The sequence below is a fragment of the Variovorax sp. AC194 genome (genome assembly GCF_979257995.1).
Genome location: NZ_OZ409823.1, coordinates 2,353,001 through 2,370,073, shown reverse-complemented (window position 1 = coordinate 2,370,073; position 17,073 = coordinate 2,353,001). Strand labels below are relative to the sequence as shown.

14 protein-coding genes are annotated in these 17,073 nt (G+C 66.1%); 6 read left to right on the top strand and 8 right to left on the bottom strand.

Annotation, left to right across the window (positions count from 1 at the left end; genetic code table 11):
• Nucleotides 1–9: 9 nt before the first annotated feature.
• A complete protein-coding gene (pdxH, locus tag ACZYRS_RS11460) occupies nt 10–663 on the top strand; it encodes a pyridoxamine 5'-phosphate oxidase (RefSeq protein ID WP_198789146.1) in 654 nt (217 codons plus the stop codon).
• 86 nt (nt 664–749) lie between these two features.
• Here pdxH and ACZYRS_RS11455 read toward each other — a convergent pair whose 3' ends face one another.
• The 4 genes from ACZYRS_RS11455 to msrA form a co-directional block, all read right to left on the bottom strand.
• Nucleotides 750–1,700 carry an AEC family transporter gene (locus ACZYRS_RS11455; RefSeq protein ID WP_463419360.1) on the bottom strand — a complete coding sequence of 317 codons (951 nt, stop codon included), beginning with the start codon at nt 1,698–1,700 and terminating at the stop codon, nt 750–752.
• A gap of 169 nt (nt 1,701–1,869) precedes the next feature.
• Nucleotides 1,870–3,975, bottom strand: coding sequence for a TonB-dependent receptor (locus ACZYRS_RS11450; RefSeq protein WP_463419359.1), 2,106 nt, complete (start codon nt 3,973–3,975; stop codon nt 1,870–1,872).
• A 78-nt stretch (nt 3,976–4,053) separates the two neighbouring features.
• The gene (locus ACZYRS_RS11445) at nt 4,054–4,449 is read right to left on the bottom strand and encodes a hypothetical protein (protein ID WP_463419358.1); all 396 of its coding nucleotides are present in this window, start codon (nt 4,447–4,449) and stop codon (nt 4,054–4,056) included.
• 25 nt (nt 4,450–4,474) lie between these two features.
• Entirely contained in the window at nt 4,475–5,026 is a 552-nt protein-coding gene (msrA, locus tag ACZYRS_RS11440) for a peptide-methionine (S)-S-oxide reductase MsrA (RefSeq protein ID WP_463419357.1), read from the bottom strand.
• A gap of 104 nt (nt 5,027–5,130) precedes the next feature.
• Between msrA and ACZYRS_RS11435 the strand changes: the two genes are divergently transcribed.
• The 4 genes from ACZYRS_RS11435 to ACZYRS_RS11420 all read left to right on the top strand — a co-directional run bounded on the left by ACZYRS_RS11435 (nt 5,131) and on the right by ACZYRS_RS11420 (nt 8,650).
• On the top strand, nt 5,131–5,808 hold the full coding sequence (locus ACZYRS_RS11435) for a TetR/AcrR family transcriptional regulator (RefSeq protein WP_198789136.1): 678 nt from the start codon (nt 5,131–5,133) through the stop codon (nt 5,806–5,808).
• 92 nt (nt 5,809–5,900) lie between these two features.
• Nucleotides 5,901–6,578: a protein-L-isoaspartate O-methyltransferase family protein gene (locus tag ACZYRS_RS11430; protein ID WP_463419356.1), complete on the top strand. Its 678-nt coding sequence runs from the start codon at nt 5,901–5,903 to the stop codon at nt 6,576–6,578.
• Between the two features lie 13 nt (nt 6,579–6,591).
• Entirely contained in the window at nt 6,592–6,927 is a 336-nt protein-coding gene (locus ACZYRS_RS11425) for a rhodanese-like domain-containing protein (RefSeq protein WP_176656184.1), read from the top strand.
• Nucleotides 6,928–7,108: 181 nt separating this feature from the next.
• The gene (locus ACZYRS_RS11420; RefSeq protein WP_463419355.1) at nt 7,109–8,650 is read left to right on the top strand and encodes a TolC family outer membrane protein; all 1,542 of its coding nucleotides are present in this window, start codon (nt 7,109–7,111) and stop codon (nt 8,648–8,650) included.
• A gap of 187 nt (nt 8,651–8,837) precedes the next feature.
• Here ACZYRS_RS11420 and ACZYRS_RS11415 read toward each other — a convergent pair whose 3' ends face one another.
• From ACZYRS_RS11415 to ACZYRS_RS11400, 4 genes are all read right to left on the bottom strand, one after another.
• Entirely contained in the window at nt 8,838–9,980 is a 1,143-nt protein-coding gene (locus tag ACZYRS_RS11415) for a hypothetical protein (RefSeq protein WP_463419354.1), read from the bottom strand.
• A 1-nt stretch (nt 9,981) separates the two neighbouring features.
• Nucleotides 9,982–12,321 carry a M23 family metallopeptidase gene (locus tag ACZYRS_RS11410; protein ID WP_463419353.1) on the bottom strand — a complete coding sequence of 780 codons (2,340 nt, stop codon included), beginning with the start codon at nt 12,319–12,321 and terminating at the stop codon, nt 9,982–9,984.
• 260 nt (nt 12,322–12,581) lie between these two features.
• Complete coding sequence (locus ACZYRS_RS11405; RefSeq protein WP_463419352.1) at nt 12,582–13,961, bottom strand: 3-deoxy-D-manno-octulosonic acid transferase; 1,380 nt, start codon at nt 13,959–13,961, stop codon at nt 12,582–12,584.
• Between the two features lie 5 nt (nt 13,962–13,966).
• Entirely contained in the window at nt 13,967–15,349 is a 1,383-nt protein-coding gene (locus ACZYRS_RS11400) for a phosphomannomutase/phosphoglucomutase (protein WP_463419351.1), read from the bottom strand.
• 111 nt (nt 15,350–15,460) lie between these two features.
• Between ACZYRS_RS11400 and ACZYRS_RS11395 the strand changes: the two genes are divergently transcribed.
• Entirely contained in the window at nt 15,461–17,068 is a 1,608-nt protein-coding gene (locus ACZYRS_RS11395) for a DNA-3-methyladenine glycosylase 2 family protein (protein ID WP_463419350.1), read from the top strand.
• The last annotated feature ends 5 nt before the right edge of the window (nt 17,069–17,073 follow it).

The window sequence follows — 17,073 nt, the reverse complement described above, 5'->3', positions numbered from 1 at the left end:
AATCCCGGCATGACTTCCCCTCTCTCCAACGAAGCGCTCGCCGCGCTGCGCAAGAGCTACGAGCGCGCCGAGCTCGGCGAAGCCCACAGCGCGGGCGACCCACTGAAGCAGTTCGAACGCTGGCTCACCGAGGCCATCGACGCGCGCGTGCCCGAGCCCAATGCGATGACGCTGTGCACCGTGGGCAGCGACCTCCGGCCCTCCAGCCGCATCGTGCTGATCAAGGGCTACGACGCGCGCGGCCTCGTTTGGTACACCAACTACGAGAGCCGCAAGGGCCGCGAGCTCTCGGGCAATCCGTATGCGTCGCTGCAGTTCCACTGGGTCGAGCTCGAGCGCGTGGTGCGCATCGAGGGCCGCGTGGAGAAGGCCGGCGCCGACGAGAGCGACGCCTACTTCGCGAGCCGCCCGCTCGACTCGCGCATCGGCGCCTGGGCCAGTCCGCAGAGCGAAGTGATCAGCGGCCGCGACGTGCTGGTGAAGAACGCGGCCGTGGCCGCCGCCAGGCACCTGCTCTCGCCGCCGCGCCCGCCGCATTGGGGCGGCTACCGGCTGGTGCCGGACCGTTGGGAGTTCTGGCAGGGCCGCAAGAGCCGGCTGCACGACCGGCTGCGTTATCGGCTCGAAGGCGCTGACTGGGTGCGTGAACGGCTAGCGCCCTGATCATCCGTTCGCGCGCTGCATCGAGGGCCGCTCGTTCCCCGGCTCCAGGCCCGTGCGGCTCGTGTGCGCGGGGAGAACCGAAGGACTCAGGGGAGCCACTGCACCCAGACCATCACGAGCGTGAGGGTGCCCAGCGCGAGCACGGTGGACACGGCCACGCTGGCCGTCACGAGGTCTTCGGCCGTGCGGTAGCGCTGCGAGAACAGGAACACGTTGGCGCCGATCGGCAGCGCCGCGGCCACCACCATCACGGTGAGCGGGATGCCGCGCACGCCGAGCAGCCAGCCGATGCCCGCGACCAGCAGCGGATGCAGCAGGTTCTTCACCAGCGCCTGCACCAGCGCGCCGCGCCAATGCCGCCCGATGGGCGTGAGCGCGAGCGTGATGCCCACCATGACGAGCGCCACCGGGCCGAAGGCCTGGCCGAGCAGCTGGATGGGCTTGTCGATCACCTCGGGCATCGCGAGGCCGGTCTGCGCGAACAACAGGCCCGCGATGATCGGCAGCGGCACCGGATGGACGATGGCGTTGCGCAGCGCCCGCAGCACGGTGCGCGCCATCGAGCGTTTCTCTTCGCCGCTGACCACCGCATGCTCGCGCGCGACGGCCAGCTCCAGCACGAGCGTGGCGCTGGTCATGAGCACCAGCGAGTGCAGCGAGATGAGCGTCAGCAGCACCACCATGCCCGCCTCGCCATAGGCGAGATCCACGAGCGCGATGCCGATCATCACGGTGTTGCTGTAGGTGTTGGCCAGCGCGATCACCGCGGCCGTGCGGTTGAACCCGCGCAATGCGAGCGTGCCCGCGAACAGCAGGCCCGAGGCGATGAAGTACGCCGCGACGGGCGTCAGGCTGAGCTCCTGCACATGCACCGTGCTCATCGCGCGGAACAGCAGCGCGGGCGCGAGCAAGAGGAAGATGAGGTTCGACAGGTCCTTGACCGCATTGCCGCCGATCCAGCGGCGCCTGCCGGCGAGATAACCCGCCGCGATGAGGATGACGACGGGGAGCAGCGAGGAGATGACGAAGGAATTCACGCGGCGAGGATAGCCGTTCAGGGTGCGTGCACAGGCCACCGGGTACTCCCCTCCGCGAATGTCCCCCGGGCTTCGCCCTCCTCCTTGATTTCGCTGCGGGGAGCACCCGATGCCCTGCGCACTGAGGCACGCTGCCGAGGTGCGGCCGGCCGACGACCGCACCGGTGGATCAGAACGTCACGCGCAACCCGACCTTCAGCGACCGCCCCGGCAACGGCGCGTTCGGATACACCGTCGTCGTCAGGATCGACGTCGGGCTGTAGGCCAGCTTGTTGCCGATGTTGTCGATGCGCGCATACCAGGTGAGGTTCGCGCGCTGCACCTTCATGCGGTAGGAGATCGCGGCGTTCCACAGCGTGTAGGCATCGGTCTCGCGCGCGCCGACGCTCGGCACATGGCGCTGCGCCGCGTTGTAGTCGAAGCCCAGGCGCGCGCTCCACGGGCCGTTGCCGTAGACCAGCGTGGCACCGGTGCGGAACGGCGCGATGCGCGGCAGCGGCTCGCCGGTGTCCAGGTTCTTCGCGCGCACCACGTCGCCGCGCCATTCGAGATCGAGCGTCGAGGCATCGGTCATCGGCGCGAAGCCGTCGGTGCCCAGGAGGCGCAGGTTGCCGCTCGCCTCGAGGCCGGTGAAGCGCGCGCGCACGCCGCTGTAGACGTATTCGGCCAGCGTGTCGGTGGCGGCCGGGTCGGTCACCACCTGGCCCTCTTCGTCGAGCGTGCGGCCCGAGGCGGTGAGGCCGATGTAGTTGCTGAAGCGCGTGACGTAGGCGTTCACGCGGGCCGTGTTGGGGCCCGACTTCCACTGCGCGCCGAGGTCCAGGCCCGTCGACTTTTCCTTCTGCAGGTTGGGGTCGCCGAGCTCCCATGCGGCCGTGGCCACGTGCGGGCCGTTGGCGAGCAGTTCGTAGTCCTTGGGAGCGCGCTCGGTGTAGGCGAGGTTGGAGGTCAGCTGCCACTGCGGCGTGAGGTTGAAGAGCGCGCCGAACGCCGCGCTGTGCGGATTGAAGGTGCGCTCGCCGACGGCGAAGCGGGTGACCGTCGGATCGTCCGGATAGCCCAGCGATCGGATGCGGACCTTCTCGGTGCGCGCGCCGAAGCTCAGCTTGCCCCATGAGGCGCCGTACTCTTCATAGAGGAAGAGTGCGTTCGAGCGCGTGCGGCTGTGCGGCGCGAAGGCTTCTTCACCGTCGGCGGCGAAGCGGTTGGTCTCGCTGCTGAAGCCCACGAGGCCTTCGAAGTTGCCGATCTTCTGGTGGCGCGCCTCGATGCGCAGGTCGTTGCTCATGTTCGAGAACGTGGTGCCCGCCTCGGGGCCTTCGAACTCGGTGTGACGATAGTTGGTGTGGCTCAGCTTCGCGTGGATGCTGCTGATGATGCCGCCCGGGCGCCATTCGCCTTCGAGCGCGTAGCGGTCGGACTTCATGCGGATGGTCACGTCGTCCTCGGCCACGGTGCCGTAGTTGCTGCGGTAGGTGCTGGCCGAGGCGCCGATCCAGCCCTGGTCGAAGAAGAGCGTGCCGCCGACCGCGCCGCCGTTCGCCTCGTTGGCCGAGTTGCAGATCTTGCGGGCGCGCCAGGGCGAGCCGGGCTTGCTGCAATCCAGGTCGATGGGCACCGAGACATCTTTCGAGTCGCGGTTGAACGCGTCCACGTGCAGCGCGAAGCGGTCGTTGCCGCCCTCGAGCACCACGCCGCCGTTCTTCTCCTTGTTGCCGGTGGAAAAACCCAGGTCGGCGCGGCCGCCGAAGCCGTTGATGGGCTCGGTGGGGATGCGGTTGTCGATCACATTGACCACGCCGCCCACGGCGCTGCCGCCGTACTGCAGCGCCGAGGGGCCGCGCAGCACTTCGATGCGGTCGGTGACCAGCGCGTCGACCGGCACCGCGTGGTCGTAGCTCAGCGCCGAGGCGTCGGGCGCGCCGCCGCCGTTCTGCAGGATGCGGATGCGGTCGCCGTCCTGCCCGCGGATGATCGGTCGGCTCGCGTTGGGGCCGAAGTAGCTGCTGCTCACGCCGGGCAGGTTGTTGAGCGTTTCGCCGAGCGTCGAGTCGGAACGCAGCAGGAGTTTTTCGCCCGAGAGCGTGACGGTCGGCGCGATCAGGTCATTGGTGCCGAGCGGATTGCCCGTGACGGTGATGGCGGCGAGGCCGGGGGCATCGGCGGCCTGGGCCTGCGCCTGGGCGGCTTCCTGGGTCTGGGCATGGGACGCGCCGGCGAAGGCGAGCGAAAGAACGGCGACGCCGATGGCGTTGCGACGGAAATTGGGAATCATGGTGAACACTCGTTGAATCAATGGACGGCACGCCGACACCCGCACAAGGCGGGCGCAGCGACCGGAACACGGGGGGATTCAGCGAGTGGAAGGCGGGCCGCGCGCGTCGAACAGCGCAACCCAGCGGGCGATGGCTTCGCCCTGCAGATAAGCAAACGTGGCCGAGGGCAGCAGCACCGGCAGCACCACCAGCGGCACGCCGGGGACGCTCGATCCGTGCGAGAGCTGGTCGTACAGCCGGCACTCGGCGTCGGTGTGGTCGCCGAAGAGGCTGACGACGCCATGGCCCGCGTGCACATGGTCACCCTTGTTGGCCTGGACCGTCGCCGCCGCCGAGGAAGCAGACGCGAGGCCGGGCACGTGCAGCGACCGGTGCATCACGCCCAGCGTGCCCGCGAACCACAACGCGATCGCCAGCACGACGAGGATCGCGCGGGTCGAGAACTGTGGGGATGGGCGGGCGGCGAGGTGCACGGAAACGGAGAGGATCAGGCTTCGATCAGGCTTTGACGCGGGAGGCGAAGGTCTTCTGGAACTTCTCGACCTTCGGGCCGACGACGAACGCGCAGTAGCCCTGGTTCGGGTTGTTCAGGAAATAGTCCTGGTGGTACGCCTCGGCGGTCGAGTAGTTGGCCAGCGGCGCCACCTCGGTCACGACGGGCGCGCTGTAGGTCTTGCTGGCCTCGATTTCGCGGATGACGTCCTCGGCCACCTGCTTTTGCGCGGCGTTCGTGTAGTAGATGCCGCTGCGGTATTGCGTGCCGACGTCGTTGCCCTGGCGGTTGAGCGTTGTCGGGTCGTGCACGACGAAGAAGATCTCCAGGATTTCGCGCAGGCTGATCTGGGCGGGGTCGAATTGGAGCTTCACGACCTCGGCATGGCCGGTGCGGCCGGTGCAGACCTGCTCGTAGGTCGGGTTGACCACCTGGCCGTTGCAATAACCCGACTCCACGTCCAGCACGCCCTGCACGCGGTCGAAGACCGCTTCGGTGCACCAGAAGCAGCCTCCGCCAATCACGATGGTTTCGGTGGGCGACGGTGAGGAAGTCATGGGCACTGCTCCGGCAGGTTGGGAATCGGCGAACCCGATATTGTCGCGGCTTGACGTGACGGATGCCGGTCACTACATTACTAACCCGCGAGTCATTAACCCACATGCCCACTCCCCGTTCCCTTGTCGACAAATTCTGCCCGGTGCGCTCCAAGCGAGAACGCCGCAAGGAAGCGCGCCCCGGCGAATTGCTGGCGGCGGCGCTCGACCTGTTCGTCGAAAAAGGCTTTGCCGCCACCCGCTCGGAGGAAGTGGCGGCGCGCGCCGGGGTCTCCAAGGGCACTCTCTTTCTCTATTTTCCGAGCAAGGAAGAGCTCTTCAAGGCCGTGATCATGGAAAGCCTGGGCGGCCGTTTCACTGAGTGGAACGCCGAATTCGAGGCCTTCGAGGGCACCACCGCCGAGATGCTGCGCTACTGCATGAACGTGTGGTGGGAGCGCGTGGGCATGACCAAGGCCTCGGGCCTGACCAAGCTCATGATGAGCGAAGGCGGCAATTTTCCCGAGCTGGCGGAGTTCTACCGCCAGCAGGTGGTGCGCCCCGGCCACGACCTGCTGCGGCGCATCCTGCAGCGCGGCATCGACCGCGGCGAATTCGCGCCCGTCGACATCGAGCATGCGATCTATTCGGTGATCGCGCCCATGGTCTTCCTGATGCTCTGGAAGCACTCGGCCATGGTCTGCGTCGACGGGGAAAGCGCCCTGGACCCCGAGAAATTCCTCGCCACCCAGGCCGAAACCGTGCTCTACGGGCTCAGCGTGCGCCCCGGGGACAAGGCATGAAGAAGACTTTTGTATGGCCGAGCGGGCCGCTGGCGTCATCCGGGCCACCTAAAATTGAAGGTTTGTCCTGAGCCCACAAGGAAAGCCACGCCATGAACCCCACCCCCACCCTCGAGCGCTTGCGCTTCAACATGATCGAACAGCAGATCCGCCCCTGGGATGTGCTGGACCTGGACATCCTGGACCTCCTGGCCACCATCCACCGCGAAGACTACGTGCCGGAGGCCCACCGCACGCTCTCCTTCTTCGACATGGAGCTGCCGCTGCTCGACGGCTCGGTGCCCGGCGAATTCATGCTCTCGCCCAAGGTCGAGGCCCGCACGCTGCACGACCTGAAGGTGCAGAAACATGAGTCCGTGCTCGAAATCGGCACCGGCTCCGGCTTCATGGCCGCCTTGCTCGGCGCCCGCGCCGCCCAGGTGCTGTCGCTCGAAATCAACCCCGTGCTGGCCGCCCGCGCCGCCGAGACGCTGCGCCAGAACGGCGTGAGCAACGTCGAAGTGCGCCACGCCGACGGCGCCGTGCCCCTGGCCAGCGGCCCGAGCTTCGACGTGATCGTGCTGAGCGGCTCGGTCGCCCGCATTCCGCAGAACCTGCTGGGATCGCTGAAGGTCGGCGGCCGCCTGGCCGCCATCGTGGGCGAGGAGCCGATGATGCGCGCCCACTTCGTCACCCGCTCGAGCGAAAGCAAGTGGGACACGGTCCAGCCCTGGGACACCGTGGCACCGCGCCTTTTGAATTTCCCCGAGCCTTCGCGCTTCTCGTTCTGAGCGGGCCGCACCCATGATCGACCAAGTCCGCCCCGCCGACCTCGCCGCCTGGTTTGCGCAAGACGCCGATGCCGCCCCCGTGCTGCTCGACGTGCGCGAACCGTGGGAGCTGCAGACGGCGAGTGTCGCGCCCGCGGGCTTCACGCTGGTGGCGATCCCGATGAACGAGATCCCGGGCCGCCTCGCCGAACTGGGCGAGGGCCAACGCATTGCATGCCTCTGCCATCACGGCGCGCGCAGCCAGCGCGTGGCCGCGTTTCTGAACCAGAACGGCTTTGACCAGCTCGCCAACGTGGCGGGTGGCATCGACGCCTGGTCCTCGCACGACCCTTCGGTCCCGCGGTATTGAATGACACCCCCAGGCTCCGCGCACTTCGTGTCGCTTCTCCTTCCCCCTTGCAGGGGGCAACACCGACGGCCCGGCAAAGCCGGTTCCGTGGTGTTCCTGGAATTGGCACCGCTTCGCTCGACGCGAGCGTACGACGCTGCTTGAGCGCGCAAAAAGACTTTCTCTTCCTCAAGGACGTTCAATGCCTCCACGGCCCCGGCTTCTGCCACTTTCCGCAGCACTCGCCAGCGTTATCGCGACCCTGCTGGCGCTGCCGGCCCAAGGCCAGACACTGAACGAACTCTATGACTCCGCCCGCGGCTACGACGCCACGTACCAGGGCGCGCGGGCGCAGTACGACGCGAACGTCGCGCGCGCCGCGCAGGCCAAGGCCGGCATCCTGCCGGCCGTCGGTCTCACGGCCGGCGTGAACCGCAGCAACCTCGATATCGACACCCTCACGGGCGACAACCGCGGCGCCAGCGCCTCGCGCAACTTCAACACGCAGAACGTCGGCATCAACGCCACGCAGCCGCTCTACCGCCCGGCCAACTGGGCCACCTACGAACAGGGCAAGCGCCAGGCGGAGATCGCGCTGGCGGTGTTCACCACGGCCGAGCAGGACCTGATCGTGCGCGTGAGCCAGGCGTATTTCGACGTGCTCGCGAGCCAGGACAGCCTGGCGCTCGTGCGCGCGCAGAAGGTCGCCGTGGCCGAGCAGCTCGCCTCGGCCAAGCGCAACTTCGAGGTCGGCACCTCCACCATCACCGACTCGCGCGAAGCCCAGGCCCGCTACGACCTGGTGATCGCGCAGGAAATCGCCGCCGAGAACGACCTGCAGGTCAAGAAGATCGTGCTCGACCAGCTCGTCGGCCGCCCCGGCAGCGTGCCCGTGCCGCTGGCCGTGCCGGTCGTGCTGCCCACCGCCCAGCCCGCGGACATCAACGCATGGGTCGCGCAGGCCGACGAGGTGCACCCCGCGATCCAGCAGGCGCGCCTGGGCCTGGACGTCGCCGGGCTCGAAGTGCAGAAAGCGCAGGCCGGCCACAAGCCCACGCTGGACGCCAACCTGGGCTACAACGTCACGCGCAACCCGACCGGCACCAGCACCAGCACCGTGGGCACGCGCATCAACGCGGCCACCGTCGGCGTCACGTTCAACCTGCCGCTCTTCGCCGGCTTTGCGACCGAAAACCGCATCAAGGAAACCCTGGCGCTCGAAGACCAGTCGCGCAGCGTGCTCGACGGCACCCGCCGCAGCGTGGCGCAGGCCACGCGCGCGGCGTACCTGGGCCTCGTGTCGGGCGCGGGCCAGGTCAAGGCCCTGGAAGCGGCCGAATCCTCCAGCCAGAGCGCGCTCGATGCCAACAAGCTCGGCTACCAGGTGGGCGTGCGCATCAACATCGACGTGCTCAACTCGCAGAGCCAGTTGTTCCAGACCAAGCGCGACCTCGCGCAAGCGCGCTACAACGTGCTGCTCGGGAACCTGAAACTGCGCCAGGCCAACGGCACACTCACGACGGCGGACATGGACGCGATCAACGCGACGCTGGCGAGCAATGGCAGCGCGCCAGCCGTGCCTTCGCCCACGCCACCGGACCGTTCTTTCGCGCCTTCGACGACGGTGACACCGCCCAGCATCCCGGTGGTGCCGCCGGTGCCGGTGCAGCCGTTCAATCCGGTGCCGCCGACGATGCCAACGGCACCGGTGCCGCCGGTGATCGTGAATCCGCCGGTGCGCTGATAAAGAGGCGGTCGGCTCCGCTCAGGCTGCGACGGGCGGCGCCCACCGTTCAATTCGCCCAGTTACAGCCGGCGTCTTCAAAGCCTGCTGCTGGGTCGAGTCGTTGCGGCTCTAGCTCCCGAGAGAATCTGCAAATTCACCAATAGCATCGTCACCAGAAATTTCCTGATTTTTTGCAGCGCTGAATTCAAATAGAAGGGCATCGGGATTGAATTTCTTCTTTGGAAATATACATTCTTCCTAGATCTTTTCTCCAGACGCTCATAGTCGATCCTGCCAACATCGCGCCCGAAATTTTCGTTGTCTTTCCAGCCTTCAGAAAAGAGAACCATTGGACTGTCGGACTGAAATGCGAAGTGCCGACCCGGTGGTACTCAGTCACATCCTTTTGTTTCAGTGGAATTTTCCCTATAGATTCGCCTCCGTAAATTTCGTGCAAACGAATACCAAAATACGTCGAAGGTCTTTGAAATTTCGAATCATCTGAATTGGGAGTAAGCAGAACTCCAAAATAGCGCCCCGACTCGTCGACATCTGGATAGACGTTGACTCGAACGTCATAGGCTGCAGTCGAAACTATTCGGCCCGTCGATGCGCAAATGTTGATGAAAGTCTGATCGTTTTCTCCCAGGAAAATCGTTATCAGTCGGTCATCGAAACTCATGCGGCCGATTTTTCTGGGAAATATGAGCGGCCCTTCGCCTGGATTTTTCGCACCCGGTCTATTGATTGCGAGCCATTCTTCGACTGCCGTCTGCACGAGATTCGAACTCAATGCGACATCCCCCCAATTGCCCGATCGAACAATCTGCAGATACCCTTCTTCTGTTTTAAACAGAAGAAAATTCCCACTGGCCGAAGCCAGAAAGTCGACAGAAGACTTTGAGTAGACCTTCCTCATTCCGCCTGCGCCGAGGGTGTACGCAGTGAATTTTTCACCGGCATAAATACCGATCACATTCCCCTCGTTGCCGAGCCAGACTTCCTCGGGAAGATCGTCAATATATTGTTGAAATCTCAATTCTCGCGTTCTGGTTTCATAAATCGACAATGTGATTTTTTCATTTACCTTGCCCACGACCGCGAGGTAATTACCGTTGGCACTCATGGCGTATCGAGCGACGCCTTGCAGTGAAATGATCTCTTTCAATCCACCATCTCGAAAACGCGAAATTGAGAGTTTTCCCTCTCCTGTCAACGCTCCGACAAGAGATTTATCGCCCGATGCCTTGAACGATGTGTCGGTACTCTTCTCCGTGGCCCGTGCGAGCGCGAAAAATCCGCTCAGGAGAAGAACAAGTACTGCTAATGATTTTTTCTTGAATTTCATCTCAGGGCACCTGGCGTTCAAAGCCCGCAGGCATGGGAACATCATTCAACACCGCCCATGCATAAGGCCCGGTGATGCGGCGAATGTCGCGCCCATTCCAGCCGCCATTGACGTTGTAGGTTATTTCATCCACATCGGCTTGTGCAAATCCTCGGTCTGCCAATCTGAGAATGCAGGACTCTCCTGCAAGGTGGCCGGTGGAAGAATTTGCCAGCGCTTTCCACACCCAGAAGAAACCTCCGGAGTCCGATGCCAAGCTGCTGTCTGTTGATACCGCCTCCACATTCCAGGAAGGGATCGGCTTTCCATCGAGAACGTATGTGCTTCGGCCATTTCGTTGAATCTGTGCTGCCGAGGGTCGCCCGTCATACCAATTGTTCCGGTATCGGGCGTGCCAATTGGGAAAATTCGCCGCGGTAAAAGGAATCGGCGGTGCATAGGATCTGAATTTTCCGTAAGCAATATAATTTTTTGCCCAGGTCAACTGCGTGAATCCCCTGCCGAAATAGGGTGCATAGTCCAATGAAAGGCCGCCATACTCCTCCATGGTCCGCAGGTAGTCCGTCTCTTGAATGCATTGCCCGAAGAAATGAGCCCAACGAGCGGGGGTGCATATCCTGTATTTGCGCAATGCCTTGCTTAATTGAGGGTAATGGGCAGAAATTCTGGATTTTGCCTGGGCCCAATTTATCGGAATATGCGGTTGCGCCCTGGTTCTCCGGACAACCAGTTGCGCCAATTCATCTTGCCCCAGCCATTCGCATTTCCTCATGTGCCCGACGAACTCCCTCGGGTGGAAGCGCCAATCGGCCTTCACGATCTCCGTGGGCAAGTCCAGGAAACTGATCGCGTTGGCGTGTTTCACGAAGCGGCCCCACTTCTGCGCGCCTGTGGCGTCGTCGTCCGTGGGTTTGAAGTCCCCTGTCTCCAGCCAGCCGTAGCGCGCCTGCAGGCTTGTCTGGTCCCATTCGCTCGGAAACCGGCAAATGGCGCGTCGCAGTTTTCTTCTCACATCGACTTCTCCCAGCCGGCGTGCCAGTTGAACGGACTCCATGCGTCGTGCATTGGCAGGGTCGGGGTCCCGGATCAGCGTCTTCATATGCAGCGAATCACACCGCTGATCGGCCGGCGCGGGATCGTCGTCGAAGCAGTTCCACCCCATGACGGGCAGGAAGTCGGCATCGCTGAACTTGAACGTGCCTTGCGCATTGAGGTCCGCCCAGACCTCCCCCGAGGTCGTGACGACCTTGCGCCAGTGGGCTGCGTTGGAAGGGAGCGGGTCGCCGCCCAGATTGCGCGCGAAACGCAGCAGTTCATACCAGCCGCTGGGACTGCTCACGGCCTGGGCGGCGGCGTCCAACGCGTCGTGACGGTCATTGGCAGCGGCGTACAGGTCGTACTCGAAGCTGTGGCCAGCGGCCGCAGGGGCATTGGCGCGGTGAATGTAGTCGTCCCGGCTGTCGTTCCTGGGCACGCCGATGGCGGTGCCGTGCGCGTCGTAGCTTGCCAGGGTCGCGCCTCCGTTCTCATAGGTGATCTGCACCCACAAAGGCGTATGCAGCGTATTCGGCGGGAAGTGGTCCGAGGCAGCGCTTGCCGCGCGACCCACGTGGCCGCTTGCCCGCAAATGATGGGTCGGCTGACTGGTGCTCGTTGGCGTGCCGGCGGGCAGGTAGACGTAGAGGCTGCCGAAGACGCTGTCGGTGCGGCCATCGGCGGTGGGTGGCGGCAAAGCCAATGGATCGACCCAGTCGGGTCCGCGTAGGGTCAGCAGCGCGAGGTTCGCCTTGTTGCAGCAAATCTCGAAATGGATTTGCCCGTCATGGCCATAGATCTGCCCCGGCGCACCGAGCTCCTCTTTCCGATAAACGGCTTTGCCAACTGACCACTCAAGGCCTGTTCTGGGGCAAGCGGCAATGCTGCTCAGATGCATGTAGACGCTGTAATAGACGACTTCCGTCACAACCGCCCCCGCGGCACCGATCTCCGTCCTGTGTTCGATGACGAGGAACCCGTCGCTGGTCCATGCGGCCGACGGCGTTTCTCCATGGAACGGGTTGTAGTTGAGCGGATGGTCCAGCTCGGCGTTCTGCGCAGTGGGAGCATGAACAAAAACGACCTTGCCATCGGCGACAGCGCGCACTGGCAAATACGCCCCGCCGGCAATGGGTGCCTGGATGTGGATGCCGTTGTGCCAAGCCAGTTTGAGACTCAGCGGGAACGAGCCTTCTGGCGCGTTGGTGCTCGCGAGGCGAGAGGCGGGTTGTGCCATGGCCGTGTCGAGCCACGCATCTTCGGATTGGCCGGCACGATCAGGCAGAAAGGGCGGGCTGATGATCATGTGCGCGTCGCGCAGGGAGATTCGCGAAGATCAAACCGGGCATCGCCCGATTCACGGGAAAGAAAGGGAAAGGAGAAAGGAAACGCGGGAGATCGGAGCGAGAACATGCAGGGCATCGACGGCTTCCATGACAAGGAAATAGGTCGATGCAGTTTGCGGGGACCGCTCTGCCAACACTGAGAACAATCGTCACCCGGCCCGGGGTCCGGCGGCACCGGCTTTCAACTACCGGGCCGATCCGTGAAATAACGCCGGGGAGCTCAGTCCAGCGTCGGCTCCGCCCTGGTCTCTTCCAGCGGCACGCCTTCCTCCACTGCCACCGGCTCCGCAGCCTGCGCAATGGCCAGCACGGCAGCCGCCGTGCGTTCGGCCGCCCCGCGGTTCGACGAAGAAAACGCCAGCGCAGCCTGCGCCATCGCCGCACGCCGCTCGGGGTTCTCGACCAGCTTGAGCGCCGCCGTCACCGCCTGCTCCATGCCTTCGACGCGCAGCGAGGCGCCCGCCGCCAGCGACAGCTGCGCGGCCTCGGCGAAGTTGAAGGTCGACGGGCCCATCACGACCGGGCAGCCGCACGCGGCCGGCTCGATGAGGTTCTGCCCGCCCAGCGGCTCGAAGCTGCCGCCCAGCAGCGCCACGTCGGCCAAGCCGTAGTACAGGGCCATTTCGCCGAGCGAATCGCCCAGCCAGATCTCCGCGTCCGTCGGCTGGCCCGCGGCGCTGCGGCGCGCGACCGCGAAGCCTTGCAACTCGATCAGCGCGGCCACTTCGTCGAAGCGCTGCGGATGGCGCGGCACGATCATCCATTGCACGTCGTGCACGCGCTTGGCGATCGAGCGGATCGCGCCCTGCTCGGGCGGCACGGGCGAGGTCGCGCCGAAGCGCTTGAGCACCTCGAGCAGCAGCCGCTCCTCGCCGTCGCGCGAGCTCGCGAGCACGACCATGGGCTTGGGCAGGCGCTCGCGCAGCGAGGTCGCGGCGGTGAGCTGCCGCGCGTCGGGCGTCGCGTCGAACTTGAGGTTCCCGTAGACGCCGGCCACCTTGGCGCCGAGCGACACCAGCCGGTGCGCGTCGGCCTCGGTCTGCGCCCACACGGCCGTGAGGGCCGAGTACGCGGGCCGCGCGAGCCAGCCCAGGCGCTCGGCCGCGCCCAGCGATTTCTCGTTGAGCCGCGCATTGGCCAGCACCAGCGGAATGCGGCGCTCGGCGCAGGCGGCGGCCATCACGGGCCAGACCTCGGTTTCCATCAGCACGCCGATGCGCGGCTTGAAGCGGTCCAGGAAGCGCGAGACGGCGCCGGGCGTGTCCCACGGCTGCCAGACCTGCGTGTCGCCGGGCTCCAGCAGCTTGGCGCCCTCCTCGCGGCCGGTCGCGGTGCCGTGCGTGAGGAGGATCGGAATGCCCGGGTACTGCCGCCGCAGTTCGGCGATGAGGATCGCAGCCGCGCGCGTCTCGCCGAGCGACACGGCGTGCACCCAGCACTGGGCCTCGCCGGTGATGGATTCGTCGTAGTGGCCGAAGCGCTCCTCGACGGCCACGGCATAGCCCGGCTCGGCCTCCGCGCGGCGCCGCAGCTTGCGGCGCACCAGCGGTTGCACGACGGTGGTGAAGGCGCCGTACAGGCGCAGCAGCAGGGAACGCACAGGTGTCAGTGGGAAGCTTCGGCCAGCTTGGCGTCGGGCTTGACCGTGCGCAGCAGCGCGAGCATCTCGGCTTCGATGCGATGCAGCGCCGCGTCGGTCTGGCCTTCGAAGCGCAGCACCAGCACGGGGGTGGTGTTGGAAGCGCGGATCAGCCCGAAGCCATCGGGCCAGTCCACGCGCAGGCCGTCGATGGTCGAGACCTTGGCGGGCGCGGCGAAGGTCGCGCTCTTGACGAGCGTGTCGACCACCGCATGCGGCTCGCCTTCGGCGCAGGCCACGTTCAACTCGGGCGTGGAGAAGCTGGTGGGCAGCGCGTTGAGCACGTCGCTCGCGTCCGGGCTCTTGCTCAAGATCTCGAGCAGGCGGCAGCCGGCATAGGTGCCGTCGTCGAAGCCGAACCAGCGCTCCTTGAAGAAGATGTGGCCGCTCATCTCGCCGCCCAGCGGCGAATCGATTTCCTTCATCTTCGCCTTGATGAGCGAGTGGCCGGTCTTGTAGATCATCGGCTTGCCGCCCGCCGCCTCGATGGCCGGCGCCAGGCGCTGCGAGCACTTCACGTCGTAGACGATGGTGCCGCCCGGCACGCGCGAGAGCACGTCCTCGGCGAACAGCTGCATCTGGCGATCGGGAAAGATGTTCTGGCCGTCCTTGGTGACGATGCCCAGGCGGTCGCCGTCGCCGTCGAAGGCCAGGCCCAGCTCAGCCTCACCCTTGGCCAGTTCGGCCATCAGGTCCTTGAGGTTCTCCAGCTTGCTGGGGTCGGGGTGGTGGTTCGGAAAATCGCCATCGACCTCGCTGAAGAGCTCGACCACCTCGCAGCCGATGGCGCGGAAGATGGCGGGAGCCGTGGCGCCCGCGATGCCGTTGCCCGAATCGACCACGATCTTCATCGGGCGCGCCAGCTTGATGTCGCCCGCGATGCGCTTGACATACGCGTCGGTCACATCGACCTTGCGCACGCTGCCGCCGGCAGCGAGCTTCGCGGTGCCGTCTTCCATGGTCTTGCGCAGGCCCTGGATCTCGTCGCCGTAGATCGCGCGGCCGGCCAGCACCATCTTGAAACCGTTGTAGTCCTTGGGGTTGTGGCTGCCGGTGACTTGGATGCCGCTGGTGCACAGCGTGTGGGCCGCGAAATAGAGCATCGGCGTGGTGACCGCGCCCACGTCGATCACCTCGACGCCGGTGGCCACCAGGCCCTTGACGAGCGCCTCGGACAGCGCGGGGCCCGACAGGCGGCCATCGCGCCCCACGGCCACCGTCTTTTCGCCGGCGGCGCGGGCGGCGCTGCCGAACGCGCGGCCGAGCGCTTCTGCCACCTCGGCATCGAGGGTGACGGGCACGACGCCGCGGATGTCATAGGCCTTGAAGATCGACGCGCTGAGCTGCATGAAAGGCGTTTCCCTGTTGGTTTTCGGAACGGGGCATTGTAGGCAACGCCCCGCCTGCCCACATGTCCGAAAACGGCCAGTTGAAACGAGGCGAAACCGTATCATTTGCCCATGCCTTCCACCCACGCCCCCTCTGAAGCGCTCGAGAGCGACGCCTGCTACCTGGCAATGAAGACGCACGATGCGCGCTTCGACGGATCGTTCTTCACCGCCGTGACCTCCACCGGCATCTACTGCCGGCCGGTGTGCCGCGTGAAGCTGCCGCGGCGCGAGAACTGCCGCTTCTTCGTGCACGCGGCGCAGGCCGAGGCCGAGGGCTTTCGCCCGTGCCTGCGCTGCCGGCCCGAGCTGGCGCCGCGCGCAGCGAGCTGGTCCACCGAAGACGCCTCGCGCATCCTCGCGCTGCAGGCCGCGCGGCTGATCGACGAGCCCGATGCATGGGTCCACGGCGATGACAGCGGCCCCGGCGCCGCGCAGGTCGCGGCGCGCCTGGGCGTGAGCGACCGGCACCTGCGGCGCATCTTCGAGGCGCAGTTCGGCGTCTCTCCGCTCCAGTACCTGCAGACGCGGCGCCTGCTGGCCGCCAAGCAGCTGATCGCCGACACGCGCCTGCCGATGACGCAGGTGGCGCTGGCCAGCGGCTTTGCGAGCGTGCGGCGCTTCAATGCGGCCTTCGTGGAGCACTACGGCCTGAACCCGAGCGCGCTGCGGCGCGCGGGCGGCGCCCAGGGCGGCACCCCAGGCCGAGAAGCGAAGGCGATCGAAGTGCGCCTGGGCTTTCGCCCGCCCTACGACGTGAACGCGATGCTCGGCTTCTTCGCGCGCCGCGCCCTGCGGGGCGTCGAAGTGGCGACCACGGCCGACGGCAAGGCGCCCGCCAAAGGTCAGACCCCGACATACGTGCGCCTGGCCCGCACGCTGCGCGTGCAGCAAGGCGCACAGGCGCACGCCGGATGGCTGCAGCTGCGCTTCGACATCGAACGCGAGCAGATGCTGCTGTCGGTGAGCGATTCGCTCGCCGCGGTGCTGCCGATCGTGATCAGCCGCGCCCGCGCCATGCTCGATCTCGATGCCGAACCGATGGCCATCAACGCCGCGCTGCATGACGCCTTTCCGCACGGCGACGGTCTTCGCGTGCCGGGCACGGTCGACGGCTTCGAGCTCGCGGTGCGCGCGGTGCTGGGCCAGCAGATCACGGTGGCCGCGGCGCGCACGCTGGGCTCGCGGCTGGTCGAGGCCTTCGGCGAACCGATCGCCACGCCCATCGACGGCCTGGACCGGTTGTTTCCCACGCCGGCGGCCATTGCCGCGGCCAGCGGCGATGCGCTCGGCCAACTGGGCATCGTGCGTCAGCGGCAGGCCGCGCTGCAGGCCATCGCCCGCGAAGTCGCGGCCGGCAAGCTGGCGCTGCATGCGGGCGCCGACGTGCCCTCGACCATCGCCGCGCTGCAGGAGCTCCCCGGCATCGGCGCCTGGACCGCGCAGTACATCGCGATGCGCGCGCTGCGGTGGCCCGATGCGTTTCCCGCAGGCGACATCGCGCTGCAGAAGGCGCTGGGCGTGACCACCGCGCGCGCGGCCGGCGAAGCCTCGCAGGCGTGGCGCCCCTGGCGCAGCTACGCGGTGCTTCGTGCATGGCACGCGCCCTCTTCCCCCACGGCCGTCGCAGAAGCGCCGGCGGATTCTTCCAACATCACCACGGCAGGCCTCACCGCCTGAAATGT

Bases quoted from the DNA above. Each gene is read 5' to 3' on its own strand.
- ACZYRS_RS11415 (WP_463419354.1), bottom strand. From the start codon at position 9,980: ATGAAATTCAAGAAAAAATCATTAGCAGTACTTGTTCTTCTCCTGAGC.
- pdxH (WP_198789146.1), top strand. From the start codon at position 10: ATGACTTCCCCTCTCTCCAACGAAGCGCTCGCCGCGCTGCGCAAGAGC.
- ACZYRS_RS11420 (WP_463419355.1), top strand. From the start codon at position 7,109: ATGCCTCCACGGCCCCGGCTTCTGCCACTTTCCGCAGCACTCGCCAGC.
- ACZYRS_RS11395 (WP_463419350.1), top strand. From the start codon at position 15,461: ATGCCTTCCACCCACGCCCCCTCTGAAGCGCTCGAGAGCGACGCCTGC.
- ACZYRS_RS11425 (WP_176656184.1), top strand. From the start codon at position 6,592: ATGATCGACCAAGTCCGCCCCGCCGACCTCGCCGCCTGGTTTGCGCAA.
- ACZYRS_RS11450 (WP_463419359.1), bottom strand. From the start codon at position 3,975: ATGATTCCCAATTTCCGTCGCAACGCCATCGGCGTCGCCGTTCTTTCG.
- ACZYRS_RS11430 (WP_463419356.1), top strand. From the start codon at position 5,901: ATGAACCCCACCCCCACCCTCGAGCGCTTGCGCTTCAACATGATCGAA.
- ACZYRS_RS11410 (WP_463419353.1), bottom strand. From the start codon at position 12,321: ATGATCATCAGCCCGCCCTTTCTGCCTGATCGTGCCGGCCAATCCGAA.
- ACZYRS_RS11400 (WP_463419351.1), bottom strand. From the start codon at position 15,349: ATGCAGCTCAGCGCGTCGATCTTCAAGGCCTATGACATCCGCGGCGTC.
- ACZYRS_RS11435 (WP_198789136.1), top strand. From the start codon at position 5,131: ATGCCCACTCCCCGTTCCCTTGTCGACAAATTCTGCCCGGTGCGCTCC.
- msrA (WP_463419357.1), bottom strand. From the start codon at position 5,026: ATGACTTCCTCACCGTCGCCCACCGAAACCATCGTGATTGGCGGAGGC.